The organism is Streptomyces sp. NPDC002817, assembly GCF_053592055.1.
On record NZ_JBSFUY010000014.1, the window covers coordinates 51251 to 76241 of the forward strand.

A 24991-nucleotide genomic window follows, 5' to 3' on the forward strand; every position below is an offset into this window, starting at 1 on the left:
ACATACGGAATGGTCCTGCATACCGATAAAGGGGAGTCTCCTTGCTGGTTGAAGTTCTCCAGGGCGTGGCCTTCGGCCTTGCGTTCAGCCTGGCCGTCGTCATCCCGGTGGCCATCTGGGCGTACTTCTACAAGTGCCCTCACCGCCGGAGGAAGGCGCAGTAGGCCCACTGTGCCGCCTCGGCCCGGGAGCGATCGAGGGCGAGGCGGCCAGAGCCGAGGACCACCGGCTCCGCATCCCCCGTTCCCGGCGTACGCCGAAACCAATTCGCCTGCGCCCCGCGCGAACCCGCGCCCCGTCTTGCCCTGGGAGTCCCGATGGCCAAGCCCGATTCCACCCCAATCCGCGTGGGCGACCGCCTGCTGGTCGTCGAGCCGCGCTGGCGCGCTGGCTCCGGCGAGCCGATCGAGGTGGAAGTGACCAAGGCCCCGCCGATCTGGCTGGAGATGACCGAGGTCACCGCGCGCGAGGGCTTCCGGCCGCGTACGTGGAAACTGCGCCGGGACACCCAGGACGACGGCGGCGAAAGCCACAGCCGCACCCACTTCGTCACCCCCGAGCAGTACGCCCGCAACCAGCGCAGGGCCGCGGTCAACGCCTATCTCGCTGAGATCGGCATCCGCACCGAGCGCGACAAGTCCTGGGGCGACGAGGAGCGCCGGGTGATCCTGGCCAACCTGCTGCGCCAGCACGAGGGCCTTCCCGCGCTGTAGCCGCATTTCCCCTGCCGGGTCATTGCCCCTCCGGGTCTCCCCTTGATCGACCCTGCGGGCAGCACAGGTCCGCGCTCCCCGCCCAATTGTCAGACCCCTGAGAAAGGATTCACTGCATGACGACCCTTCCTGCCGAAACGGCGCTCTCCAGCCCTACCCAGTACGAGGACGCCGTGCGCCAGGCCCGCGAGGCCGCCGCGGCCTACTACGGCGACGGCGAGAGCCCGCTCGACGACGCCAGCTACGACCAGCTGCTGCGTGCGATCGAGGTCTGGGAGAAGGACCACCCCGAGCACGTGGCCGCCGATTCGCCGACCGGGCAGGTCGGCGCTGGGGCTGCCCCGGTCGGCGACATCGCCCACACCACGCGGCTTCTCTCGCTCGCCAACGTCTTCAACCCGGCGGAACTCCTCTCGTGGGGCGCGTCGGTCGACCGGCGGCTGGGCCGCCCGGCTTCCGGAGGCTGGGCGGTCGAGGTGAAGCTGGACGGCAACGCGATCGTCGGCCGCTACACCGAGGGCCGCCTCACGCAGGTCATCCAGCGCGGCAACGGCACGCACGGCGAGGACATCAGCCACATCATCGGAACCATCGACGGCCTTCCCGTCCAGTTGCCGCAGCCGCTCACCTTCGAGGTCCGCGGCGAAATCCTCTTTACCAACGAGCAGTTCGAGCGCGCGAACGAGGTGAGGATCGCGCACGGGGCGGGTGTGTTCGCCAACGCGCGCAACGGCATCGCGGGCACGGTGCGCGCGAAGGACCGCCCGTACACGCTGCGCGCCACGTTCTTCGCATACGGTGCGGTCGACCTGCCCGGAGTGACGTTCCTGCCGCAGGACGCCACCCACGCCGAGGTCCTCCAGGCCGTCGCCGACGCGGGCGTGCAGACGGTCGCGAACACGCCGACCGGAGTGCGCGTGGTGGCGACGCTGGCCGAGGCGCAGCAGCTGGTCGACGAGATCGCCGCGCGGCGGGCCACGCTGCCGTTCGAGATCGACGGCGTGGTCATCAAGTGCAACGACGCCGCCGAGCAGGCCGCCGCCGGAGTCGGCAGCCGCTTCCCGCATTGGGCCATCGCCTTCAAGTTGCCCCCGACTTCACGCATGACGGTGCTCACGAGCGTCACGTGGGAAGTGGGCCGGACCGGCGTCATCGCGCCGACCGCCGTACTCGACCCGGTCGAGGTGGCAGGCAGCGTGGTTTCGCGGGCGACGCTGCACAACCCGCGGGACATCCGCCGTCGTGACCTGCACCTTGGCGACACCGTGACGGTACACAAGGCGGGCGATGTGATTCCGCGCGTGGAAGCCCCGATCGTGGTCCTGCGTCCGACCGGTGCACAGCCGGTTCCGCTGCCGGAGGTGTGCCCCAACTGCGGCGATGCGATCGACAAGAGCCAGGAGCGCTGGCGCTGTGTGAAGGGCAGCGCGTGCCGTCTGCCCGCACTGATCGAGTACGCCGCCGGACGGGACCAGCTCGACATCGACGGCCTCGGCGAGAAGTACGTCCAGGCCCTCGTCGACTCCGGTGCCGTTTCTGACGTGGCCGATCTGTTCTACCTCACGGTCGAGCAGCTCACCGCCGCCTCCGGCAGCGCCAAGCGCGGAGCAAAGCTCGCCGAGCAGATCGAGGCCGCCAAGTCCCGGCCCCTCAACCGGTTTTTCTGCGCCCTCGGGCTGCCTGGCACCGGTCGCACCATGTCCCGCCGTATCGCCGCGCAGTTCCGCACGATGGACGACATCCGCTCGGCAGACGCCGAAGCGCTGCGCTGGGTGGAGGGCATCGGGCCGGAGAAGGCGCCGGTGATCGTTCAGCATCTCGCTGACCAGGCACCGGTCATCGACAAGCTCGTCAAGGCGGGCATCGAGCTGACGGAGCCGGAACCGGAGGCCGCGAGTGCGGGACCGAGTCCTCTGGCAGGCAAGACCGTGGTCGTCACCGGCAAGATGACCGACGCACTCGACGGCTACGGGCGTCACGAGATGAACGTGCTGATCGAGAAGGCCGGTGGCAGGGCGGGCAGCAGCGTCAACTCCAAGACCGACTACCTCGTCGCCGCCGAGACGAACGGCAAGCCGAGCACGAAGGCCGTCAAGGCGGCGTCCCTGGGCGTGACGGTCCTCACCCCGAACGCCTTCGCCGACCTGGTCGCCGACTTCATCGGCTGACCTCCGGCCGGACGGGCCAACCAGGTACACAACGCAGTTGGGGCGCGCTTCGTGCGAAGCGCGCCCCAACTGCGTCGGCACCGCCGGAGGGATGGCCCCCGCGCTAACGGCCGCGGAAGTACAGGTACCAGATCCAGGCACCGATGAAGGTAGCGATCGCCAACACGGTGCCGAGGGCGGTGGAGAAGGCCTTCATCCCGCGCAGGACGGATTTGGTCCCGCTCGTCCCGGAGCGGTTCTCCAGCAGCCCGACGACGACGCCGGCGGCTGCAGCCAGCAAGATCATGAAGGCGGTCGCCGCGATGACGGCAATCAGAAGTACGGTCTCCAACCCGGGCCTCCCCACATGCCCGTGCCCCGGTTCTCGGAGCGTCGACGAGCGGGATCACCATCCGATGCCATGTCCGTCCGGCGTACGATCCTCCGTGCGCTCCGGAACCGACCAGCACGTGCCCAGGTCAGGACGACGTACTACCAGTGCGCTCCGGACTGCTCCGGAGCAGGATCCGTACACAGGTAGCCCGACAGGGGGAATCAAATGCCGGATGCGCGGGATCCGGCTCTTGTGGCATTCGGCCAGGCGCTCGCCGAACTGCGCGTGGAATCCGGGCTCACGCAAAAGGAAGTAGCCTCGGATTCAGCACCGTCGGCGGGCGCTGGCCATCCGCGACAACTGCGGCCCCAAGGCGACCGAGGGCCCGCGCCGATTTCGTCCAACGCCCTCGTGGCCTTCAGCGCTTCGACGATCTCCGAGAAGGAGCGGGGGATCGGTCGCGAGGCCCCCAGCCCGGATTTCGTCCGCCTGTTCGTCCAGCGCTGCCAGGCCTACGCCCGACGTGACGTCTTCGGTGAGCGCTACAACTTGGACATCTGGGAGCGCAAGCGCGAGGTTCTCGCCGGGGTCCTCAAACACACCGCCCATTCAGTACCGGAGAGGCGCGACCCATCCGCTACTCCCGCCGCCGCACCAGATCCTTCCCCGTTGTTCCGGCCACTGGCCGAGTGGACCCCCGACGCCTTCGGTGTCCAGCACCCGATGGCGCTGCCGGGCGAGAGCCAGACCGAGCTGTCCCCGTACATCGCCCGAAGTTTCGACACGATCCTGCGGCAACAGGTCGAGCAGGGCCACCGCTCCGGACCACGCTGCGTGACACTGTCCGGCTGGTCCTCGGCCGGGAAGACCCGGTCAGCCTGGCGGGTGGTCACCAGCTCCCTGCCCGAGAACTGCCCGCTGGCCCGGCCCGATGACGCCCTCGCGCTCTTGGAGCTCTTACAGCACCCGGTTCCCGATGGCGCCGTCATCTTCCTCGACGATGCCGCCGAGCACCTCGGCCCTGCCCACCTTCACGAGGTGGTCCAAGGACTTGCCGAGCTCCTCGGCCGACGAGAGCCCCTACTGCTCCTGGTGACACTGGACCCAGCAACACTCGGACGCCTGACCGAACTAACCGGCGACCCGGTCGAGGACCGACGGATACAGCGCGCCCTGGACCTGGTCGCGCGAACCGTCCACGAGGTCCCCGACGATCTCCAGGACCTGACCGAAGCACGGCAGCGTGCGCAGGAGGATCCCTACCTGCGTCACGCGCTCGCAGCCAGCGTCGGCACCGGACGGGTCTTCCCCATGCTGACCGGCGGTCCCCTGTTGGTCGACCGGCATGAGCGGCTCGGGCCGCACGCGCGGGCCCTGGTCACCGCGGCAGGCGATTGCCGGCGCCTGGGCCACGTCGGTCCTCTTCCGGACTCCCTGCTGAAGGCGGCCGCGCTCGCCCATCTCGACGAACAGCAGCGAGCGGTGCAGGACGACGGCTGGATCCGGACGGCTCTCGCCGAGGCGGAGCGTCCCGTACGCGGTCAAGTCCGGGCACTGTTCCCCGTCAACACGAGCCAGACCTACGGGATCGACGGTTACGAGGTGTCGCCCTACCTCGTCAATCACTGGGTGCGGCGGGCCGACTTCATCGACGTCACGGTGTGGCAGGCCCTGTACGACCACGTGGAGGACGGCGAGCAGCTCATGCGGCTAGGCCACGAAGCACACAGCCGTGCCGTGTACGGCTGGGCGTACCGCTACTTCACCAGGGCGGTCTCCCTCGGTCATCAGGGGGCTGCCGTTGCTGTGACGTGGCTGTTGCAGCAGGTCGGCGAAAAGGAAAGGGTTCGCACGCCAGCCAGCGCGACCGGTGCGGAGGCCCGCGATGTCGCAGCCGGAGGTGACCAGGCGAACGACGGCGATGCCGACGATTTCATGGCAGCGATCGAAGCGACTCTGGCAGAAATGGAGGAGATCGAGGGGCCGTTGGATCCGCGGCTGCTCGCCCGCCCCGGCGTGTCCTGGTTCGAAGCCGACTTCGGTATCGCAGCGAAGGACATCCTTGAGGAGCTCACCCCGTCGAGCTCGCACTTGGACGTTCTAGGACTGCCCCCCGAGAAGCGAGGCGCGCTGTACCGCCGCTTGTGGGACGAGATGGAAGGTGTCCACGGCTCCAAAGCGGCCGACGGAGATTTCTGGCTGCTTCCGACGCGCAGCTGGCTCGTCTCCCTGTTCCGGGCGATGAACGCCGCGCACGGCTCAGCCCGGAACAGGGAGGCGCTGGTGTGGGCCCTGGAGAACAAGCCCGACGCCGACACACCCGCCAACATGCGTGAACGCGAGGACCATCTCCGCGTTCTGCTCGCCAACTGGATCTCCACCAGGGAGGTCGTACGCCGTCTGCAGACGATCGCTGCCCAAGAGGCTCGCTGGAACGACGTCGACGACCTGACATCCATGGGCGGTAGGTACGAACTCGAGACGGCGGCCGAGCTGTACGAGCGATTCGGTCTGCACACAGCCGCCGAGCAGCTGAACACTGAGATCGCGAGCGAGTACGCGGACCAGCGCGCTCTGATCGAGTTCTGGTGGCGGACGGAACGCCGTCAGCAGTCCGAGGCGGCGCTACGCCGGCACATCGTGGCGGGCAACCGCCACTCACTGGAGCGGCTGGTCACCATGCTCCGGGAAACCGGCCGGGACGCCGAAGCCAGCGCCGTCGGCAGATCCGGGCTCGAACCCGACGGATCCACGGCTGCATGGACGCCTCCCCCGCGTCATCCCCCTCATGAGCCGGGGCCTGGGGGATGATGCGCGGCCTCCGGTGACGGACCAGGGGCACCGCGGCGCATTCGAGGCGGCGCCGTACAGCACGTGGGCGAGCACGGGGGCGACGGCCTCGTGCGGACGGATGTCGTCCAGCGGGCCTGCACCCGCCCCTTGCGCACCACCGCCCGCTCAGTCGAGGTCGACGGGGAGGCATCCGGCGGCGAGGACCAGGTGTGCTTCCCGCGCCAGGGGTCGCGGGGCGTAGAAGGCCGGGCAGTAGGCCGGATCGTCGCCGCAGGCGTCGCAGAAGAAGGGCAGCATGCGCTGTTCGAGGCAGTCGCGGGCGTGGAGATCACGGACGCCTTCGGCGATCTGGCGGACGTTCAGCGGCCAGGAGGAGAAGCCGCAGACGCACCTGACGACGAGAGCGCCCCGCAGGCTGGAGAAGCAGGACACGCGAACCCCAAGTCGGGAAGGGTGGGCCGTTTCCACCGGTTCATTCGTGTCCGATGTCGCGCAGCGGCGCAGCGCCTTGCAGGACACCCCCCTACATTGACTCTTAAGAGGCCACACCACCCGGCCGGCACCAGCCTTCCGGCATCCAAATGACTCTTAAGGCTTGCATGCAGCCCTGTAAATATGTAGAGTCTTAAGAGCCGCACAAGCCGCCTTCCCGACAGGAGCCCGATGGACACCCAGGTACTCACACCGGCCACCGGAGTGGTGGCTCCCGAGTCCTTGGAGTCCCTCCGAGCTCAGCGCGACCAGTTGGCGGCATTCCTGCGAAAGCTCGTGGCCGAGAACCCCCGGACCATGACGCTCAGGGCCGACGACCACCGGGCCGCGCTGGAGCTGCTCGACAGCCTTCCGGTTCCGGAACGGTGCCTGAACGCGTCCCCCAACGTTCCTGACGGCGGTCACGCGTTCTTCCTGCCCGTCGAGAACGGCAAGCGCTGCATGAACTGCCGGACGCTCCGCCTCGACCCCGAGCCCGCGTTCGCCGCCTGAACCGCCCCTCCGACCCGAAGGACACGTCGATGAGCACTCCCCCGACGGACATCCCTGCCGATCTCGCCCACGCCCTGCGCGCTGGCATCGACGCTGCACGCGCGGCGAGCGCGGCCGCCGCCCAGGTCTCCGCCACCGTGCTGATCCGGGCCGCAGACGGCCGGGGCAGTATCCACCAGGCCTGGCCCGGCGAGGGCCCGGACGCCTGGTGCCAGGTGGCATCGCGCGACTTCAGGGCCCATCTGCTGAAGAGCGGGCACGGCGACCGGGCGCAGATCGCGTTCGTCTCGCTGACCACCGATGCCTACGAGCGCGTACGCGACCGGGTCCTGGAGCTGGAGGAGTGCCCGCACGACCTTGAGTGCGAGTGCGTGGACGAGCCGTGGCCGTCGGTGGACGACCTGCGCTCACGCCCGGAGGTCCTGGAGATCGTCACCCGGGACGACGACGAGAGGGGCGTCGCACGGCTGTCGTCCGGCCGGATCGACCTCACGCTGTGGGACGAATCCGTCCGACTCCTGTTCGGGCTCATCCAGCTCACCCGCTCGGTCAACCGCCCGTAGGCCGCCGGGGCGGCGGTGCCCTGACAGCGCGCACCGCCCCACACCATCCATCGACTCTTAAAACTTGCACCCGCCTCATCCTGCATGTATAGTTTTAAGAGTCGAACGGCGGGTTTCGCCATCCCCTTCCACCCAAGGAGTCCACCACTTGCCCACGGCCCAGAACAGCGCCCCCACGCTGGCAACGGCGATCGCGTTCGTTTCCCTGCACGCCTCGCAGGACGACCTCGACCGGATCCACGCCGCCGCGAAGGAACGCTCCAAGGCACTGCGCGCGACCCGTGCTGCCGCCGTCACCAAGGGCGCGCTCATCCGGATCGACAAGATCCGCCCGCAGTACCTGGTCGGCCTGACCGGGACGGTCACCGACATCCGCATCGCGCGCACCAAGACCTACGCCACGGTCGAACTGGACGAGGCGTCCACCGACGTACTGCGCGCCACCGGCAAGCAGTACATCCCGCACGACGTGAAGCGGTTCTCGTACGACGGCATCCCCACCACCTGCTGCTTCACGCAGTAGCGACCCCTCCCCCGGCCGTGCGCCCGGCACAGAGCCGGGCGCAGCACCACCCCTCCCATTCCCGAGGAACACTCCAGCCATGGGCGCAGAGTCCTACATCGAAGGCATCATCACCTTCAGCGAGCCCGTCCCCGTCGACGTCATCGCCGGTGAACTGGCCGAACTGCGCCCGCTGGAGCAGCTCTTCACCCTCACCTACACCGCCGACGGCACCGCGCTGAACGGACTGTCCGCCCAGGACGACGACTGGGGAAACGTCAGGGTGTGGGACCTCGTGTTCGCACTGCTGGAGACGATCGCCGAGCAGCACCAGCGCACCCTGCATGCGGACGCGACGTGGGAATCCGACCCGGGTCCTTTCCGGGGCAGCCTCGTCGTCGACACGGCGGGCCGCATCCACCAGGCCCTTGAGGGCGACGACCCCGCCGTCCACCAGGAGCGACGCTGTAGATGCGTACCGCAGCAGGATCCGCAGGTCTGCAAGCAGTGCGGCTCTGCGGGATTCCTCGCTCGCGAGGACGACCTGCCCACCGCCCCGGCCCTGTGCGTCGACTGCCACGAGAGCGCCGGCAACCGCCAGGCCGCCGACGGCCACCAGTGCCGCGACTATTGCGCACTCGATACCGACCACTCGGGCCTGTGCCGCCCCTGACCCCCAAGCCTCCCCGACCCAAGGAGCCCTCTCCTTCGTGCCCTCCACCTTCGTCCCCTACCGCGACCGGGCCGACGGCGCCCTGCGCATCCGGATGACCGTCGCCTACCCCCTGCGCGCCGACGACGTCGTCGCGATCCTCGCCAGCGCCCACCGGGAGAAGGCCCCCGACGAACTGCCGCTGCTGCGCTACACCGACGCCGTCCGCATCATTCGGACCGAGTTGATCGAGCGCGGAGGCAAGACGCCGTTTCTCTGGCGCACCACCGCCGAAGGCACGGCCGCCGCTGCCCACGCCGACGCGCTGGAGACCTGGGCCCGCGAGGAAGTCCGCCGCAACTTCCCGGCCCTGAGCACCTCGAACTGACCCATCCGCTCCCCCGGGCCGGCGCACCCGCCCGCGCCGGCCCGGCTTCCACCACCCGAGGAGACCCATGAACAGCCAGGTCCTGCAGGCGTTCCCGGCATTCTGGCTGCGCACGCCCGCCGACGACTTCGCGTCGGCCGAAGTCGTCGACGTCCACAACCTGGTCGTGGGCCAGGTCGACGCCGCCTGCGGCACGTACCGCGGCCGCGCCGGAGCGGATGCCGGCCCCCGGCGCACGGACGCGCTGCGGGCCGCCGAGGACGTCGCGATGTTCCACATCGCCCTGCACGGACCGTCCGATGCGGAGGACCAGCCGTACTCCGGCGCCGCCGAAGCCCGGGCCGCCCTCGCCCTCATTCCTCTCCAGCGCCAGGAGATCGTCGACTCAGCCGCCCGCGCCTACTTCTTCCACGCCCTGCGCCAGCCGCACGTGGCCGCGATCCTCGATGGCCTGGACGCCATCGTGCGGGAGCACTTCGCCATCGGCACCCGCGGCGGATGCCTGCGCGTGGTCCGCCTCCTGGAGCAGATCCGTGAACCCGCCCGGACCCTGCTCGCCCAGGTCACCGGCGACGAGCGTGAGTGGATGGCCTACCCCCTCGCCCGACTGCTGGCCTTCTCCGAACTGGCCCTCGCCCGCCTCGGCACCACAGCGACGAAGCCGTCCGCCGACCTCGACGGCCCCTTCCCCGACCCTCACACCGCCGACCAGGCGCTCGCCACCGCCTTCCGCACCTACCGTGACGTCCAGGCCGGCGCCGGCGCCCTTCCCTCCCTGCCGGCCAGCGCCCTCCAGGCGCTCGAAGCCCTCGACGCAGCGGCGGCCCAGCTGCCCAGCGGACCCGTCGCGAAGAACCGGGCCGACTGCCGTACGGCCGCCTCCACCCTGGACAAGCTGGCCGCCGCGGCCCGCAGCGTCGAAGCCTCCACCCCCAGTGCCGCTGCCGACGTCCGCGCCCTGACCCGGGAACTGTCCGCCATCGCCACCGACACCAGCACCCGGCTGGAGGCCACGGCCCTGCTGCTCGAGGACGCCAGCCGCCACGGCGGTGTCCGCACGATCCTCACCACCCTCCAGGACACCGAGCTGGGCCCCGAGACCGACGCTGGCACCCGTTCGCTGCGCATCGGCGACACCGAGACCGGCCCGATCCGGCGCACGGCCAACGGCCACTGGACCGGCCCCGGCATCACCGACCCCTACCACTCCCCCGAAGGCGCCGCGGCAGCACTCATCGACACCATCCGCGACCGGCAGGCCGCCGCCGGCCACCCCGCCTGACGACGCACCCCGATCGAGCCCTGGAGCGACCGTGACCGAAGCCGACCCGATCTGGGTGTACACCGTCCTCACCTGTGAGCAGGACTCCCCGCACGACACCTGCGCCGAGTGGCGCTGGACCAGCGAGCACCCGGACGGCGCCGCCGCAGAGGCCTACGAGCGGGCCCGCACCTTCGACCACGCCCGCGTCCTGCGCCATGTCGACGGCTATCCGATGCACAAGTCCCTCGCCTACGAACACCGTGCCGGCGGCGGGCCGTGCGCCGCCTGTAGCGACGGCCGCGGACCGTGCGCCGACACCCCGGCGGGCCCCCTCTTCCTGTGCCCCGACTGCCTCAGCGTCCTCGACCGCGAACTCCGGCAGGGCCTCATCGCGCTCGGACTTCCTGATCCCGGCCAGCAGATCGCCCTGACCACGCCCACATAAGGAACCACGGCGTGGCCCGTCGGCATCCACCCCAACAGATGACTCTTAAGACTTGCAGTCACGTGATCTTGAGTGTATAGTCTTAAGAGTCAACGGGGGAGCGGCCCCCGGTAGGGGAGAGCATGCCGAACAAGGACGTAGACCAGCTGATCGCGAAGCTGCGGGACCAGGGCTTCGAGGTCGACGGCAAGGGCAAGGGGTACCAGGACGAAGAAGTCCTGAAGAAGCTCCGCAAGGGCAAGAAGCACCACCTGGTCACGAAGAACGGCACCTTCGTCACGTGGCTCCCCAAGACGCCGTCCGACCACCGGTCTCTGCCAAACTGCATGCCCTACCTCAAGCGGGCAGGGTTCCAGCCCGACCCCAAGCGGGCCAAGAAGAACAAGAACTGACCCCCACCACCGGGCCGCTGGAACCCCAGCGGCCCGACACAACCGCCGTTCCAGCAGATGAGGAATGAAGCCCCCGTGCGCCCGTTCAGCGTGTACGTCGAGTTCGACACCGCAGACGCATCCCCCGACACCTACGAAGCGCTCCACGACGCGCTCGCGGACCAGCACGGGGCCGTCGGCCCTTCCCCCAACGGCAACATCTCCGTCCGCCTCACCGTGAACGCCGACAGCGTCATCGAAGCCACCACCCTCGGAATCGAGCACGCCCAGGCCGCTGCCCTCCCGCACGGCATCACCCCCGACACCGTCATCGGCACCGAGGTCATCACCGAGGCCGAGCGCGACCGCCGCGTGCTGGAGGAGGACGAGTACGACGAGTCGTCGACCGTCGATGAACGCCAGGGCCGGGACAGCCAGCCGGCGTTCATCGTGTACGTCGAGTTCGACCGCGCGGACGGCTCTCTCAACCAGTACGAAGCGCTCCACTGTGCGCTCGCGGAACAGCGCGGGGCCGTCGGCCCGGCCAGCAACGGCAACCTCTCCTGCCGCCTCACTGTGGAGGCCGACAGCGTCGTCCAGGCCGTAGCACTCGGCATCGAATACGCCCAGGCCGCTGCCATCACGTGCGATATCTCCCCCGATGCCGTCATCGGCACCGAGGTCGAGAGGGGGTGACGCCTGCTCCGCGAGGACGAGGACTGCAATGGTCAGCCGCCTGGATAGCTCGGCGACGCGCATTCGGTGAGGTCGCTCGGCATCTATGCCGAGTTCGGCGAGGCCGAGGTCTCCCTTGACACCTTTCAGGCGCTTCTCAGCTCTTTCCTAGCCAAGCACGACACATTCGGACTCACGTGCAAGGGGAACCTCTCTGGCCGCCCCGCCGTGCGAGCCGACTGCGTCGTCTCGGCTGTCGCATTATCGTGTACGGCCCGGCCGCTGCCATCGCGTGTGGGACCGCGCCCAGGGCCATCATGGGGCCAGGTGCTGTCACCCACTGGGCGCTCAAGCGTCGCGTAGTTGCATCGGATGGGCAGCACGTCTGACGTAGTACTGCGCGAGGCCGACAGGTCAACAACCGGCCGCCAGCGCTCCCCAGCAGGCATTCAGAGATGCCGCGGTTGTGTGCCTCTTCGCTGCTCTGGCGATCCGTGTGCGCGACGAGCTGGCCCATGTACCGCACGGTTGGCGTCTCATGCTTGCCCATGTCGCGCCGCAGTTGGGGGCTGAGGGTCTCTCAGCTGTACGTGTTTGGCTTCACGTCACCAACTTCCTCAAACGAAGTAGCAGCACAGTTGACGCCTCGCTCGGTGGATACGATGTTTGGGTGGAAGCACTCCTACTCAATGAGCGCGGTCGCATGCTTCCAACTGCGTTTCGCGATGTTGTAGTTGGCGATGAATCCTTCACTGATGCTGTTCCAGTTGCTATGACACATGGCTTCACATCAGGCATGACCAACGTGCGAACTTGCTCATCGATTTTACGGCTTCGGCTGCTCGTCACTCACCTTCGTTATGGAGCATGTGGCTTGAGTTTGAGCCAGCTACTGAATGTTGCCTGCTTGGGCAGGCGTTTGTGCGCCAGTGGGTACTGAGACGCTTACGGTTGCTACCGAGCTAGCTGAGTGCTGGATATGCGCCATCGCTACGGTTTGGCTGTACAGCATAGTTTTCATTTTGAGATGTGATAGCTGACGCAAGGGTGTGCTTCCTTAAATCACTACACGTTCCATCGGGCAAGTGCGGGCACAACTGCTTGCTGGAGCGAGGACCTGATTACGGATTAATTTACGGGTTGCCAGAAGCCTTCATCAAAAGACTGCTGGTTTCCGTCAGGCAATCGCGTATTCGCTTTTACCTGCACCCACTCTTGAGCCGTAGTTCAGGTGTAAGCGAGCACGCTTCCTTGTAGGGACCCTTGTAGGGATAGATGTAGGTACGTGAGTAGCCCTGTAGGGATCTAGGTATGGATGCAAGAAGGGATGTAGGCAGCTCTGTAGGGATGCAGGTAGCTATGACGCTAGCCGAGTGTCCACTCCCTCACCCGCCTAGGTGCATACCGTCCAAGGTGTGCACCTGCATGCGATGCGCAGTCAACGCCTGCTCTGCGCAGATGGCTCGGATGGCCCTTCCCTAGTACTCACTCGATCCCGCCACGCTGGACGCATCTGCTGCCGAATCCGCCGCATCCCCCTACCAGGATTCTCCTACCCCCTTCACGCGCGCAGCCCATGGACAACAACGCCATCCACCATGCGCGTGAGGGTCCACGCGCAAGCCTCGAACCCGCAATGGCGCGACCACACCCTCACCTCGTGACACGCGGACACGCCGACCACCCACTAGGCGACATTCATTCCTGTTATCTTCCTCGTGCCACGACGTAACACGTCAAGGGTCAGTACACCGCAAGCCGGTACTCGGAAGTGTCGCGAACGCCCCAATTTTCACGAGGCTTCCAAGTCTCCGGCTTCCCGGACCAGCCTTAGATGAAGTCGCGGCGTGGCACCCATAACCGATCAAACCTCATCAGAACGAAGGGCCCCACCATGACCATCATCTTGGCGATCGCCACACAGAAGGGAGGGGTTGGCAAGACAAGCACGGTGGTCAACCTGGGCTGCCGATTGGCTATGGACGGGGCCAACGTCCTCATCATCGACCTGGAGCCTCAAGCACAGGCTGGCTCCGCTCTCGGGGTCAACCTCGTGTCCGAGGACGAGATCCGCAGGTCTCTGGGGCTCGCTCTCACCGACTCCCTCACAAAGGCGGGGAGCCGCGACCCCCTCGCGAAGATCATGTATGACCGCAGCGAACTCGTGAGCGAGTACGACGGCGGTCGTCTGTGCGTCCTGGCGTCGGAAGAGTCGACAATGACTGCGGCCCAGAACGCGTTCGTTACTCGGCCCTACTCGGACACCCCGGTTCTCAGGCGCCGGCTACTCCACGAGTTCAGCGGCGAGTTCGACTTCATCCTCATCGACACTCCGCCCGCTGTCTCCTCCCTCAACGCGGTCGGCCTCGCCGCAGCTGACCACGTCATCAGCCTGGTGAACCCGGAGTACCCCACCATCAAGGGGGCGATGATCCTCAAGGAGGCCGTTCAGGCAGTCGAGAATCTCACAGCTGGGGAATGCAAGCCGCGCTTCCTCGGAGCGTTCATGAACCGCTCGAACCCTGAGTCGGCCTGGACCATAGAGGACCTCAACATCCTCGACATGATGATCACTGGCAGCCTGTACCCCTACGTGACAGATATCCGCCGAGATCGACGCATCTCCCGGGCCTACTTCGACGGCAAGCCCGCCGTCCTCCAGCATCCGAACCAGTCCTGCGGAAAGCAGTACACCGATCTCCTTCAAGAGGTCCTGGACCGCATGAGTACGCCGGAACTGTCTTGGCCGATCGCGCAGCTCCCTGACGCAGGTGAGGAGGCGGAGGATGTCTGACGCCAAGAAGGCACCAAGGAAGACGACCGCCAAGCGCATCACAGCTCTACGCCGCCCAGAGGGTAATGAGGCCCTCCTCAACAACCCGGCTCTGAGTGGCATCAAGGAGACGGTCAGCCGCTCGTACATCGGCGGGGGTCAAGGTGTCATCCCAGCACCCTCCACGCCTGACGATGCTCTGTCGCCGGAGTCCGTCGCCCCTGAGTCCAGCCCCGAAGCCGAGGCTGACGACGCAAAATCAGCGGCCGTACACACCGCCCCTGAGGCGGAACCAGTTCAGGCACAGTCCTCCGGGGCGGAAGTCACACACGTGCCAAGCTCTCAGGCGCACGATCTAACCGACACGGGCGGAGATCGAAGCACACCCACAGACGTCACAACCGAGCCAGCCCGCGTCAATGTCACGGTCATCCGCGGAGACCAGCCCCGGGCCGGTGAGAATGAACCTGCGGGAACTGACAAGCCGCGAGACTCAGTTGCGGCAGACGGCCCTCGCTCCGAGGCAACCACAGATGCCCATGTCACGACAGCTGGCAATCAACTTGGAGCGACGGAAGCGGCTGACAGCGACGAAGAGGCGCACCCGCCTACAGCCACGGAGCAGGCCGAGGCCGAGCCGGCCGACACAGAATCGGCCGACGGCAAGAAGCGCTCTGGACCACGTGTTCGACGTCGGCAATCCGCTCAGCAAGTCCTGGAGAGGTCGTACACCGAGAGCGTGATCGACCTACGGTTGAGGAAGAAGGAGTGGGCAGCACACCCCTTCCGCTTCACGCCTGATCAGATCAGCCAGATGAACACTCGTGCCGCCGAGGACAGCGCGGATACTGGCCTCCCGCTGACCTCTGCCCAATACGTCAACGCAGCGATGGCCATGTACCTGCCGGTCACGCTGGACGAGCAACTGGGACTCGCCGAGGCCTTCTTGCGGGACATGGGCACCCGCCGGATCCCCGAAGGCCAACAGTCGTCCTATCGGGTAAGCCCAGAAGTCCTGGACATCGTCCGACCCTTGTCAAACCACCTCAAAGCAGCAGGCAAGGCAAGAACGGCGTATCACATCTACTCTGCTGTCCTCGCACGTTTCCTGAAGGACCTCGCGGCTGAAGGTCCGCTGAAGTTCGAGAACTGAGCCCAACGACGAAGGGGCCGCCACCCATCAAGGGTGGCGGCCCCTTCGTCGCGCCTACCCATCGGCCAAGTGTCTAGTAGGGATGCCAGTAGTTATCCCAGTAGGGATGTTAGTAGGTCTGTAGGTATCTAGGCATTTATCTCTGCTCTCTTCTAGCTAGGGATCTGCGCATCCTGTTGAGCCACACAGCAATGCTGCGGCGCATCACGTTGATGGCCCCTCAAAACGGACCTAGAGAGCGACAACCTGCCGAAACGCCCAGCCAAGCGACACGCCAACCTGCTACGGCGTGACACAAATTGAGTCCCGACTGCGATAGTCTGACCGGTGATCAATTGGACAGATGGATTCACCGTGAGGAGGGCCTGACGTGGCGGGGCGCATTACGCCGGCATCGCTGGCAACGGCCGCGAAGCTCAATCGCATCTGGGTCAAGAAGGCAACCGAACTTGGCCTGATCAGTCCAGCTTCCCTCGACGGCGAAGACGTCATCGTGGTTCAAGTGCTGGCTGTCGTCGATCAACTCGTCTGGCCGGGCAACAAACGTTCGAGAAGTCAGTCGCGAACTCTCGAGGTCGGCCTACCGCTTGTCGTGAACACGGCCCGCGACGCAATCACAGACGCACGGACCACCCGCGACACCGTGCTCTGGGTGGTACAAGACGAGGTCCCCAAGGTCACCAACACTCTTGGTGAGCGAGCTCAGTACGTGATCGACGTGCTCGGCCGACGGTGTGCATACGCCATTCCACTCGGCGAGTGGATCGCCACACTGCCGCAGGGCTATCAGGTGCCTGCAACCCACAGGCTTGCGAAACAGGGTCCTCCGACGGCTGACTCGGCCGACGCCACGAACGACGATTTCCTCCCGGACCAGTCAGCCGCGGCCTAGAACCTTTGCTCAGCAATCCGGCTGAGCACAAAAGCTACTGGCCCGGGACTCCGCAATCCCGGGCCAGTCACGTCGAGGAGGTGAGCGTTACTCCACATCCCTAGCTGAATACCTGTGTCGCGTCCGGCTTCCCTACCTCCCAAGGCGGTGCCGGTTGGCGATGAGGGTTTCCCTCGTACCTCCTCGACTGGAGCACATCATAGCTACCTGTACGAGGGCTGGCGCAGTCGTGCCCGAAGCAGACCGAAATCGTGCGTCCGCCCGTCCACCGGTTCCTCCGTCCTCCACCTCGTCCTCGACCGCGCCGTCTGCGTCAGATGGTGTGAGGGATGGCGAGGGTTCTGTGCTCGCTTCCTCAGAACCTCTTGTTCTCAGGCGGAGCATGCGCAGCGCTCTGCTCTCATCCGTATGGACCCTCCTTGCTGACCCCCGGCTGGAGGGGGCGAGCAATCCTGTACGTCTCACCTCGGTCCTGGTACTCGCAAAGGCGCCGGCGTCGTCCGCGCACGTGATCACGATGGCCCGGGATCTGGCCGGGTGGCTGGGTTACGGGGTCTCGCATGTTCTGCACACGGTTGTGCCTGGGGTCCGGGCGAGCGGGATCGCGACCTGCGTTCCCGCTCGGGACGCGGCCGGTTGGACGCACGCGCTGGATTTCGAGCTGCTGCCGCTCAAAGAGGCGCGTGCTCAGCAGGGGTTGAATCCGCTGTCGCTGTTGAACCGGCGGGACCTCGCGACCTTCCTCCGCTTCTGCGAGGCGGTGCTGTGCCCGGGTTGGGCACCGCAGGACCGGCCGGAGACACCGGCGGGGTTCCTCGCGAAGCGGCGGGGGAGGGGGTCGGCCACCGACCGTCTGGCGATGTTGCTGCTGGCGTTGAGCGCCCGTTCCGATGGCCGGGTGCCGATGGCGCCGGGGCGTCTACCGAAGGGCTACAACCGGTCCGAGGCGACGGTGGCCAAGCTGCTGGGCTGCTCCGTCGAGGACGCCCGTCCGGTGCTGAAGAGCCTGCTCGCGCTGGAGGGTGTGGCGTGGGACCGCCCGGAGCGGTACGGGGAGGATCGGCTGCTGGTGCCGGCGATCCGGGACGCGTACGAGCGTGCTCGGGCTGCGTCGAAGGCCGCGCGCGGGCCGGCGGTCGAGGATGCGCTGGCCTCCCCGGCTCGGGCGTCCACGGAGGAGCCGGATGCGGGTGCCGGGTGCGCGCAGTGCCGTGAAGAGGAGGAGTGCGAGGGCCTGGTGCTGGCCGGGGAGGGCTGGGCGCAGCTGAGCTTCGAGGACGTTCCGGGCGAGGTTCCTGGTGCATGTGGGGTTCAGGAACCTGACGTCGATGCATCGTCGCAGGTGGAGACGGGTTTTGATGGTCGTTCGGGAGAGGCTGTTGGTGCAGGCCCTCACGCGGCCCACCCACCTGTGGTCCCTCTTTGTACTTCTTCTACCGGTGATCTGGACTGTTTTTCCGGCTCTGCCGTCTTGGGTGAGGACCCGCTGCGGGAATGCGCAGGCGCGGGTGAGGATCTCCCGGAGATGACGGAGGTTCTTGCCGGTCCAGTCGGCGGGACGGACCCGCTTCGCGGGGAACAGCAAAGCGCGTCAACGGGATCAGGGTGGAACGCGCCGGTGCGAACTGCCGGGTTCGTACGGCCAGTTGGGGTGCCGGAGGACCTGACGGTGGCTCTGGCTCCGGTGGCGTGGCTGTGGGCCGGGCTGGGGCGCGCGTCGACCGGCGCGTGGCTGGCAAAGAACGTTCGTCGGGAGCTGGTGCGGCTGCGCACCTTCGTGGGTGACAGCGAGGGTGTGGCCGAGCGTCGGCTGGCCGAGCGGCTCAAGCGCCGGCTGGACCGGCAGCGGACCCCGGTGCAGGACTTGGCGGCTTGGCTGATCCGGCGGGGGCTCCCGCAGAACAACGGGTGCTGGTCGAACCTGTGCGACGAAGGGATCCGCATCGACTCCGGTGGCACCTGCCCCAGTTGCGACTGTCTGATCGGCGATCGGCGTGGCCTGCGCCAGATCGTCGCCACCGAGGTCGCGGCCCAGCACCCACACGTGGCGGCGGGGGAGTGGCGCGAGGTCTACGAGCAGGCGCTGCAGGCGAAGTTCGACTACCAGAGCGCGATGGATGCGGTGCGCCGCGAACGGTCGGCCGAACGCCAGCTCGCCTTCCACGCGGCAATCGAAGAGCAGAAGGCGCAGCTGGCCGAGGAGGGGATGCAGCGCGCGGCGCGGCCGTGTGAGGACTGCGGTCGCGCCGAGGCCGCCGGGCTGTGCCCGGTGTGCTCGCTGCGCCGGTCCACGAAGGCCCTGGTCGACCAGGCGGTCGACATCGCCGTCGCGGTACGGGCCGACGTGGATGATCCCCAGGCGGTGGCCACGCTGACCACACAGGTCGCCGGGGACACGTGGGCGGTCGTCCGGGGCGCTGGGGCGGCGGACGGCGCCGACGATCCGGTGTGCCGGGCATTCGCCGAAAAGGACGTGGCCCAGAAGGTCCTCGAACAGCGCACGCAGCGGGCGCTGAAGCGGCTGCGGGAGTCCGAGCCGGCCGAGATGGAAGCCGCTCATGTCCGGCGGATGACTCTGCACGGCATGTTCCCGACCCAGAAGAACCGACAGCGGGCCGAGAAGGCGGCCGCGAAGGCGCGGGAGAGGGTCGCTCAGGACCTGTTGCGCGAGTTCCTCGGCGACCTGGCCCGGGCACGGGCCGCGGCGGTGCCGCGCGAGAGGCCACCGGCGTGGAGCGAGCGGTGCCCCGACCTGGCAGCCCGCCCGCTGGACGACAACACGGTCGCGGTCGGCGCGGGAACGGGGCCGACATGATGCGGCGCGCACCGTGCGGTGGCGAACTCCCGTTCCCGGCGTGGGTCGTACCGGAGGCGTTGAGCGGCCGCTGTGCAGGCCCGGCCGTGATCGTCGGGGCGCCGGAGGTTACGGGGGTGCTGCTCGACGGGGCCCGGGCCTCTTCTCAGGCGGTTGCCGCAGGCTCGGCCGCGGCCGGCTGGGTGGTGTGGATCAGCTTGGACCGCGCTTCGGCGCGGTCGGCGGCATCGACCTCGCTCCAGAACCAGTGGCAGATCACGAACGCGCTCAGCTCCCGGGCGCGTTCCTGCAGAGCGGTGTACGCCTCGGTGTCCTCGGCGCTCCAGCCATCGGTCGCGGGGCGCACGGAGGGATACCACTTGGCGGAGTCGTCCCAGCCGTTGCTCGGCTCGACCGACCAGGGCCGGTCCGCCTGCATCGTGCGGATCTCGGCGTGGATCTCGTGCAGCTCCCTGCGGGCGTCGAAGAGGTCCTTGGGGAAGGTGAAGACGTTCTGGTCGGGCATGAGCGCATCGTAAGCGGGGGGTCTGACACGACCCGTGCCGCGACGAGCCCACCGTCACGAGTTGTGTGAGGCAGACCACACGCCGGTGGGAAGATTCTTTGTCGGACGGGTGCCCTGCCGGTGCCGAGGGGTGAACGCTCGTACCGATCAGCAAGGAGTACAACCCCGATGATCCTCCACGACGGTGCTCCCTCGGAGCCGTCCGGCCCCAGCGGCCCTCAGCCGTCGGCCGACCTCGTCGCCGTCCGCCGCTTCCGAGTGGCGCAGTTGCCCCTCCACGTGCGGGCCGAACTCGCCGAGGCTCGGCGAGCGCTCGCCGGCCGCGGGCCCGCCGGAAGCGACCTCGGGACGACGCTGGCGGAGAAGATCTGCTCGATCGTCTTCCTGGGCGGCGTTGCGAAGCCGGAACCGCAGGAGCGCGGAGCCGACTTCACCTGGGTTCAGCGGGTCGACGGACAGCTGCGGACGATGGTGGTCCAGGCGAAGTGGGCGCCCAACGGTGCCAAGGCTGCTCGGGCCCGCCACGGCGTCTTCGCCGCCCTCAACGCCCGCCAGGCGATCCTCGAGACGCGGACCGTGGACGGGTGGAAGCCGACGGTCGCCGAGTTCGCCCGCATGTGGCTCGACATCCCGAACCCCGACACCGAGTGGCTGGAGGCGGTCTCGACGGCGTTGCTGGGCAGTTGGGTGGACCTGCTGGACGAGCACCTCGTCGACGACGCCGGCGCCCTCGGCCTGAAGCAGCTGAAGCGCGAGTCGTCCGTGGTGCACCGCCAGTTGAAGCCGCTGTGGCGGCGCAAGACGGCCGGCGGCCGGCTCCTGTCGCTCGACCACCCCGTCCCCGGCGGCGGCACGCTCGTTGACCTGCTCGCCGACCGGGCCGCCCCCGAGGAGTCCTCGGCGCTGTGGGAGCCGCAGACGCCGGGCGCGGCGGCCGTGTTCGCCGGCCTGTCGCCCGGCGAGCAGCAGGTGGCCCGCGTCTGGGCGCAGTCCGGGCGGACCTCGTGGGCCGAGGCCGCCGACCTGGCGGGGGTCAGTGCGGCCGAGGCCGACAGCGTCCGCCGCAAGCTCCGCCGCCTGGGCGACCGCTACGAGCAGAGGACGGCGTCCGCCCGTGCCACGTACGGGCGTTCGCCGAACGGCGCCTTCGGGAGCCGGGCGTGAACCTCCTCGGCCAGGTCGTGGCCGAATACCTCGCGGATGTCGCCGCCGCGCTGACGGTCACGGCCGTGGCGTCCCTCGCCCGCAGGAGGCGCAGCCGTCGCATGAGGCCGGGGCGGGAAGAGCCGACGTAGTCGCGCCGGTCCGCCGGGCACCGATACATGCGCCAGGGTGTCCGGCGGGCGCACCCCGTCTCAGCGGGTGCGCGTTGAGCATGCGGAGGTGGTTCGGTGGAGTTCTTCGGGGTCGGTCAGACGGTGCAGCGGCGTGATGTCTTCCGCGGACGCGTGTGGAGCGCCCAGGCCCTGCGGGTGGTCCAGGACACGCCCGTGGCCCTGGTCACCTGCGCCTGGCCGGGAGCCGGCGTACGAGTGCCCGCGGCCTATGCGCGGGCCCGCCGCGGTGAGTCCACGGCCTCGCGCGAGGAGGCGGTGCAGCAACTCGCCGACGGCACCTGGACGCTGAGCGCGGGGGAGTGGCAGGACACGGTGCTGCTGCTCTGGAAGGCGCCCGGCGCCCACTTCAGCGTCAACGCCTTCTACAGCGGCGACGCCGACCACCGGCTGCTCACCTGGTACGTCAACTTCGAACGCCCCAACGTCCGCTGGCCCGGCGGCTTCGACACCTTCGACCTCCTCATCGACCTCCTCGTCGACGCGGACCTGTCCCGCTGGCGGTGGAAGGACGAGGCCGAATACGCACAAGCCCGCCGGCTGGGCATCGTCGAGGACGCCGAGCATGCGCGCGTCGACGCCGCCCGCGAGCAGGTTCTCGCGCTCCTGGTCGAGCGGGCTGGCCCCTTCGCCGAGGCCGAACGGTGGGCGGCCTGGCGCCGTGACCCGGCCTGGCCGACACCCACTCTGCAGTCTCCGCTGCGCTGATCGCGCGGCAGGCGGCATACGGGGCGAGGACGCGACACAGATAGAACCCGGCATTTACCGTCCGCGCGAGTAGAGGTCCGACACGCCTATCTCCACACAGGAGAAGACCGGGCCCTGGAAGGGACGACCACCATGAACGTGCTCGAAGACGGCCTCGAGGTGCGGGACGGTTACGCCTGCGGACCCCTGGCCGAGGCCGCTGCTCGCCGTGCGGAGCGAGCCGGTGATCGCCTGAACGGTCTAGGGGAGCGAGCGGCTTCGCTGACGGACAACGAGTTGTGCGAGGCGGTGGCCGGCGCCCTGCGGCACTTCACCCAGTGCGCCCCGCGTGCCGGTCAGGTCCAGGCCCTCGTCCGGCAGATCCGCCTGGGCGTGCCCGTCGCATGGGACTTCACGGGACGCTTGCGCTGCGCCTGACCCGACCGGGCCGGCGGCCGCGGGTCCCAACGCGGCCGCCGGACGGCGTGGTCACAAAAATCTATCCACAGGTGATCCGGGTGACACTCACGGCTCAACGATGGAAGGAGTCGGTGTGTCACCCAGTCGCGTCCAGCTCACGCGCACCCACCGCGTCCTGATCGCGGTCGTGGTCCTCGGCGCGGTCATCGTGGCCGCGATCGGATTCGCCGGGTCCTACACCGCCGTACGCGAGCTGGCCGCCAGGAAGGGCTTCAACGACTTCGCCTACTTCTTCCCGATCGGCGTCGACGCGGGCATCTGCGTCCTGCTCGCCTTGGACCTGCTGCTGACCTGGATCCGTATCCCCTTCCCTCTCCTGCGGCAGACAGCGTGGCTGCTGACCATCGCGACCATCACGTTCAACGCCGCCGCGGCCGACGACCCCCTGGGCATGGGGATGCACGCGGTCATCCCGGTTCTGTTCGTCGTCACCGTCGAGGCCGCCCGCCACACGGTCGGACGAATCGCCGACCTCACCGCCGACAAACACATGGAAGGCGTGCGGATCACGCGCTGGCTGCTGGCGCCGCTGCCGACGTTCCTGCTGTGGCGGCGGATGAAGCTCTGGGAGCTGCGCTCCTACGAGCAGGTCATCAAGCTGGAGCAGGATCGACTGGTCTACCAGACCCGGCTGCAGTCCCGGTTCGGTCGTGGCTGGCGCCGCAAGGCGCCCGTGGAGGCGCTGATGCCGCTGCGGCTCGCCCGCTACGGCGTCCCCCTCGCAACAACCGCGCCAGCCGGGCTCGCCGCTGCGGGCATCGAACCCCACCCGGTGCCCGCCGACGAGCGCGCTGCGCTCGACCCGGCCTCCATCCCAACTGAGATCACCGTCGGCAACGGACTGCCGCCCACGGATCCCGACGACGCCGTGGGCCCGGCGGGTGCCTTCACCGAACCTGGCACCGTCCGTCCCGAGCCGCACCACCTCGGGGACGGGACGCAGTCGCCTGACCCGGGGGAGGAGCAACCCGATCCGCCCGGCACCGAGGAGGATCCGGCCCCGCCGGGCGAACATCTGGGTGCCGGCGGCGGTGAAAACGAGGAGCGGGAACCTGACGAGGACGGCGAGCATGACGGCCACCACGAGGCCGTCGGCGAGGACGGGGGAGAAGAGGAGGACGGCGTGCCGGACCGTACTGAGACCGCCGACCACACGAAGGTCATCGCGCCGATGAAGAACGCCGACGCGGTCCGGTACGCCATCTCCGAGCTCGCCAGCTACGACGCCCCGGCCCTGTCGAGGTGGCTGAAGGAGCACGGCAAGACCGTCAACGGCGGACAGATATGGCGGATCGCCACCAACGCGGCCAACAAGGCTGCCGCCTCGCCGGACCCGAGCACATCCGAGCCGGAGACGGAGGATCGGGGGACACGGCTGCCGCCTAGGCGCACTGTCGGGTTGGGCGGTGCCGCGGTCGCCATTCCGGCCGCAGCGACGCCTCGCACGCAAGGTCTCCCCGGGCGGAGGTGAGCCGATGATGTACGAATGACATACATAGCTCCCCCGCAGTGGCCGCCACCGGATGGATGGCGACCGCCGTCCGACGACTGGACGCCTCCACGGGGTTGGACGCCAGACGCGCATCGCGCGGTCCGCATTCCGCCGGACGGACACGGCGTACTGCTGCCAGAGCCGCCCAGCGTTGAGGAACCCTCTGCTCCCGAACCGCCAGCCGCTGCCGCGGATGCGCGCCCCAGGGTCGTGGTGCGGATGCTGGCAATGTGGGCGCGGTCCGTCCAGCGCGATGCCCACAGCTACTACCAGGCCGCGAGCAAGGCCGCATGGACGGACCGGGCGATCGACCACGGGGAGGAGTGGTCGCCGACCGAAGACCATCTCGCACGGGCAATTGAGGACGTCTGGGTCCGTGGCTATCGACTCGTCATGTCGGCCTACCAGATGCAGCGCTGGTCGCAAGCCCACCAGCAGATCACCGGCGGCGCCGAGGAGCCGGACGAACTCCTGCAGAAACTGCGCAACACCATCGAGCACCTCGACGAGGCGTCCTTCACCGACCTCGTCGCGCAAAAGGGCCCGCCCGACCCGAAACGCAAGAAGAAGAACTGGTCCATCGAGGAGCTTCCCGGCAAGGAGCTCTTCCTGGGGTTCGACGCCGGCTATACCGAGGCCGCCTTCGGCATCGTCAACCTGCGGGAAGTGACGGAGCGGGCACGCGCGTACGCCCAGCTGGATGCACCCGACGAGCCGTCGTTCGACGACTACGAGCCCGATTCGTACGACCCCGAAAGCGACTGAACCGCGCCTGCGCAGCGAGGTGTTGTGCGGGAGCGGGCCCCGCCTGCCGAGCTATCGCTCTGGTGTCCCAGATGCTGTGGACGACCAGAGCAGTGCAGCGGCGCAGCAGTACGGCTCTGGAGTAGCAGGAGTAGCAGGAGCAGTAAGACAGTAGGCGCAGCAGGCTGCAGGGTGCCAGCCGCTGCACGCATCGCCCGCCGCGCCGGCCGCAACAACTCCTGCTGCTTCGTACGGGCGTGCTACTCCTGCACGATGCTGCTGCAT

Annotated in this window: 26 protein-coding genes; 23 read left to right on the forward strand and 3 right to left on the reverse strand. The window is 68.2% G+C overall.

What is annotated here, in order from left to right; translation table 11 throughout:
* Positions 1-41: 41 nt before the first annotated feature.
* The 3 genes from ACWD3I_RS25205 to ligA all read left to right on the forward strand — a co-directional run bounded on the left by ACWD3I_RS25205 (position 42) and on the right by ligA (position 2881).
* Entirely contained in the window at positions 42-164 is a 123-nt protein-coding gene (locus ACWD3I_RS25205) for a hypothetical protein (protein ID WP_365395126.1), read from the forward strand.
* Between the two features lie 153 nt (positions 165-317).
* Positions 318-713, forward strand: a complete 396-nt coding sequence (locus ACWD3I_RS25210) for a beta barrel domain-containing protein (RefSeq protein ID WP_365395123.1) — start codon at positions 318-320, stop codon at positions 711-713.
* A gap of 116 nt (positions 714-829) precedes the next feature.
* Complete coding sequence (gene ligA / locus ACWD3I_RS25215; RefSeq protein ID WP_365395120.1) at positions 830-2881, forward strand: NAD-dependent DNA ligase LigA; 2052 nt, start codon at positions 830-832, stop codon at positions 2879-2881.
* Between the two features lie 103 nt (positions 2882-2984).
* On the opposite strand, the gene ACWD3I_RS25220 is transcribed toward ligA, so the two are convergent.
* Positions 2985-3212, reverse strand: coding sequence for a hypothetical protein (locus ACWD3I_RS25220; protein WP_365395117.1), 228 nt, complete (start codon positions 3210-3212; stop codon positions 2985-2987).
* Between the two features lie 393 nt (positions 3213-3605).
* Here ACWD3I_RS25220 and ACWD3I_RS25225 point away from each other — a divergent pair, with 393 nt between their 5' ends.
* Complete coding sequence (locus ACWD3I_RS25225) at positions 3606-6005, forward strand: hypothetical protein (protein ID WP_365395114.1); 2400 nt, start codon at positions 3606-3608, stop codon at positions 6003-6005.
* Between the two features lie 147 nt (positions 6006-6152).
* On the opposite strand, the gene ACWD3I_RS25230 is transcribed toward ACWD3I_RS25225, so the two are convergent.
* The gene (locus ACWD3I_RS25230; protein WP_365395111.1) at positions 6153-6419 is read right to left on the reverse strand and encodes a hypothetical protein; all 267 of its coding nucleotides are present in this window, start codon (positions 6417-6419) and stop codon (positions 6153-6155) included.
* Positions 6420-6650: 231 nt separating this feature from the next.
* Here ACWD3I_RS25230 and ACWD3I_RS25235 point away from each other — a divergent pair, with 231 nt between their 5' ends.
* The 13 genes from ACWD3I_RS25235 (at position 6651) to ACWD3I_RS25295 (ending at position 19464) form a co-directional block, all read left to right on the forward strand.
* On the forward strand, positions 6651-6971 hold the full coding sequence (locus tag ACWD3I_RS25235; protein WP_365395108.1) for a hypothetical protein: 321 nt from the start codon (positions 6651-6653) through the stop codon (positions 6969-6971).
* A gap of 29 nt (positions 6972-7000) precedes the next feature.
* Positions 7001-7534 (forward strand): hypothetical protein, encoded by a 534-nt coding sequence (locus ACWD3I_RS25240; protein ID WP_365395105.1) that lies wholly within the window; start codon positions 7001-7003, stop codon positions 7532-7534.
* Positions 7535-7682: 148 nt separating this feature from the next.
* The gene (locus ACWD3I_RS25245) at positions 7683-8057 is read left to right on the forward strand and encodes a hypothetical protein (protein ID WP_365395102.1); all 375 of its coding nucleotides are present in this window, start codon (positions 7683-7685) and stop codon (positions 8055-8057) included.
* Positions 8058-8136: 79 nt separating this feature from the next.
* Positions 8137-8709 carry a hypothetical protein gene (locus tag ACWD3I_RS25250; protein ID WP_365395100.1) on the forward strand — a complete coding sequence of 191 codons (573 nt, stop codon included), beginning with the start codon at positions 8137-8139 and terminating at the stop codon, positions 8707-8709.
* Between the two features lie 37 nt (positions 8710-8746).
* Positions 8747-9076, forward strand: coding sequence for a hypothetical protein (locus ACWD3I_RS25255; RefSeq protein WP_365395097.1), 330 nt, complete (start codon positions 8747-8749; stop codon positions 9074-9076).
* A 67-nt stretch (positions 9077-9143) separates the two neighbouring features.
* On the forward strand, positions 9144-10358 hold the full coding sequence (locus ACWD3I_RS25260; RefSeq protein ID WP_365395094.1) for a hypothetical protein: 1215 nt from the start codon (positions 9144-9146) through the stop codon (positions 10356-10358).
* Between the two features lie 31 nt (positions 10359-10389).
* Positions 10390-10785, forward strand: coding sequence for a hypothetical protein (locus tag ACWD3I_RS25265; RefSeq protein WP_365395091.1), 396 nt, complete (start codon positions 10390-10392; stop codon positions 10783-10785).
* A gap of 122 nt (positions 10786-10907) precedes the next feature.
* On the forward strand, positions 10908-11177 hold the full coding sequence (locus tag ACWD3I_RS25270; RefSeq protein ID WP_365395088.1) for a hypothetical protein: 270 nt from the start codon (positions 10908-10910) through the stop codon (positions 11175-11177).
* Between the two features lie 75 nt (positions 11178-11252).
* Positions 11253-11852: a hypothetical protein gene (locus ACWD3I_RS25275; protein ID WP_365395085.1), complete on the forward strand. Its 600-nt coding sequence runs from the start codon at positions 11253-11255 to the stop codon at positions 11850-11852.
* A gap of 1873 nt (positions 11853-13725) precedes the next feature.
* Positions 13726-14625: a ParA family protein gene (locus ACWD3I_RS25280; protein ID WP_365395082.1), complete on the forward strand. Its 900-nt coding sequence runs from the start codon at positions 13726-13728 to the stop codon at positions 14623-14625.
* Complete coding sequence (locus tag ACWD3I_RS25285) at positions 14618-15757, forward strand: hypothetical protein (RefSeq protein ID WP_365395079.1); 1140 nt, start codon at positions 14618-14620, stop codon at positions 15755-15757. Before ACWD3I_RS25280 ends, ACWD3I_RS25285 begins: the two co-directional genes overlap by 8 nt.
* 370 nt (positions 15758-16127) lie before the next feature.
* Complete coding sequence (locus ACWD3I_RS25290; protein ID WP_365395077.1) at positions 16128-16649, forward strand: hypothetical protein; 522 nt, start codon at positions 16128-16130, stop codon at positions 16647-16649.
* Between the two features lie 382 nt (positions 16650-17031).
* The gene (locus ACWD3I_RS25295; RefSeq protein WP_451084186.1) at positions 17032-19464 is read left to right on the forward strand and encodes a hypothetical protein; all 2433 of its coding nucleotides are present in this window, start codon (positions 17032-17034) and stop codon (positions 19462-19464) included.
* Positions 19465-19609: 145 nt separating this feature from the next.
* Here the strand turns inward: ACWD3I_RS25295 and ACWD3I_RS25300 are convergent, their stop codons facing one another.
* Complete coding sequence (locus ACWD3I_RS25300; RefSeq protein WP_365395074.1) at positions 19610-19969, reverse strand: hypothetical protein; 360 nt, start codon at positions 19967-19969, stop codon at positions 19610-19612.
* A gap of 168 nt (positions 19970-20137) precedes the next feature.
* On the opposite strand from ACWD3I_RS25300, the gene ACWD3I_RS25305 reads away from it, so the two are divergent.
* The 6 genes from ACWD3I_RS25305 (at position 20138) to ACWD3I_RS25330 (ending at position 24727) form a co-directional block, all read left to right on the forward strand.
* Complete coding sequence (locus ACWD3I_RS25305; protein WP_365395071.1) at positions 20138-21133, forward strand: hypothetical protein; 996 nt, start codon at positions 20138-20140, stop codon at positions 21131-21133.
* Positions 21130-21264 (forward strand): hypothetical protein, encoded by a 135-nt coding sequence (locus tag ACWD3I_RS25310; protein WP_365395069.1) that lies wholly within the window; start codon positions 21130-21132, stop codon positions 21262-21264. The genes ACWD3I_RS25305 and ACWD3I_RS25310 overlap by 4 nt, the downstream gene beginning before the upstream one ends.
* A gap of 96 nt (positions 21265-21360) precedes the next feature.
* Positions 21361-22011 (forward strand): DUF402 domain-containing protein, encoded by a 651-nt coding sequence (locus ACWD3I_RS25315; protein ID WP_365395066.1) that lies wholly within the window; start codon positions 21361-21363, stop codon positions 22009-22011.
* A 132-nt stretch (positions 22012-22143) separates the two neighbouring features.
* Positions 22144-22428 (forward strand): hypothetical protein, encoded by a 285-nt coding sequence (locus ACWD3I_RS25320; RefSeq protein WP_365395063.1) that lies wholly within the window; start codon positions 22144-22146, stop codon positions 22426-22428.
* 100 nt (positions 22429-22528) lie between these two features.
* A complete protein-coding gene (locus ACWD3I_RS25325) occupies positions 22529-23941 on the forward strand; it encodes a DUF2637 domain-containing protein (RefSeq protein ID WP_451084187.1) in 1413 nt (470 codons plus the stop codon).
* Positions 23942-24181: 240 nt separating this feature from the next.
* Positions 24182-24727, forward strand: a complete 546-nt coding sequence (locus tag ACWD3I_RS25330) for a hypothetical protein (RefSeq protein ID WP_365395057.1) — start codon at positions 24182-24184, stop codon at positions 24725-24727.
* The last annotated feature ends 264 nt before the right edge of the window (positions 24728-24991 follow it).

What these genes read in the sequence shown, in the direction of transcription:
- ACWD3I_RS25210 (WP_365395123.1), top strand. Translation starts at nt 318, where the DNA reads ATGGCCAAGCCCGATTCCACCCCAATCCGCGTGGGCGACCGCCTGCTG.
- ACWD3I_RS25295 (WP_451084186.1), top strand. Translation starts at nt 17,032, where the DNA reads ATGCGCAGCGCTCTGCTCTCATCCGTATGGACCCTCCTTGCTGACCCC.
- ACWD3I_RS25305 (WP_365395071.1), top strand. Translation starts at nt 20,138, where the DNA reads ATGATCCTCCACGACGGTGCTCCCTCGGAGCCGTCCGGCCCCAGCGGC.
- ligA (WP_365395120.1), top strand. Translation starts at nt 830, where the DNA reads ATGACGACCCTTCCTGCCGAAACGGCGCTCTCCAGCCCTACCCAGTAC.
- ACWD3I_RS25300 (WP_365395074.1), bottom strand. Translation starts at nt 19,969, where the DNA reads ATGCCCGACCAGAACGTCTTCACCTTCCCCAAGGACCTCTTCGACGCC.
- ACWD3I_RS25330 (WP_365395057.1), top strand. Translation starts at nt 24,182, where the DNA reads ATGCTGGCAATGTGGGCGCGGTCCGTCCAGCGCGATGCCCACAGCTAC.
- ACWD3I_RS25285 (WP_365395079.1), top strand. Translation starts at nt 14,618, where the DNA reads ATGTCTGACGCCAAGAAGGCACCAAGGAAGACGACCGCCAAGCGCATC.
- ACWD3I_RS25325 (WP_451084187.1), top strand. Translation starts at nt 22,529, where the DNA reads ATGGAAGGAGTCGGTGTGTCACCCAGTCGCGTCCAGCTCACGCGCACC.
- ACWD3I_RS25280 (WP_365395082.1), top strand. Translation starts at nt 13,726, where the DNA reads ATGACCATCATCTTGGCGATCGCCACACAGAAGGGAGGGGTTGGCAAG.
- ACWD3I_RS25260 (WP_365395094.1), top strand. Translation starts at nt 9,144, where the DNA reads ATGAACAGCCAGGTCCTGCAGGCGTTCCCGGCATTCTGGCTGCGCACG.
- ACWD3I_RS25270 (WP_365395088.1), top strand. Translation starts at nt 10,908, where the DNA reads ATGCCGAACAAGGACGTAGACCAGCTGATCGCGAAGCTGCGGGACCAG.
- ACWD3I_RS25240 (WP_365395105.1), top strand. Translation starts at nt 7,001, where the DNA reads ATGAGCACTCCCCCGACGGACATCCCTGCCGATCTCGCCCACGCCCTG.
- ACWD3I_RS25235 (WP_365395108.1), top strand. Translation starts at nt 6,651, where the DNA reads ATGGACACCCAGGTACTCACACCGGCCACCGGAGTGGTGGCTCCCGAG.
- ACWD3I_RS25250 (WP_365395100.1), top strand. Translation starts at nt 8,137, where the DNA reads ATGGGCGCAGAGTCCTACATCGAAGGCATCATCACCTTCAGCGAGCCC.
- ACWD3I_RS25320 (WP_365395063.1), top strand. Translation starts at nt 22,144, where the DNA reads ATGAACGTGCTCGAAGACGGCCTCGAGGTGCGGGACGGTTACGCCTGC.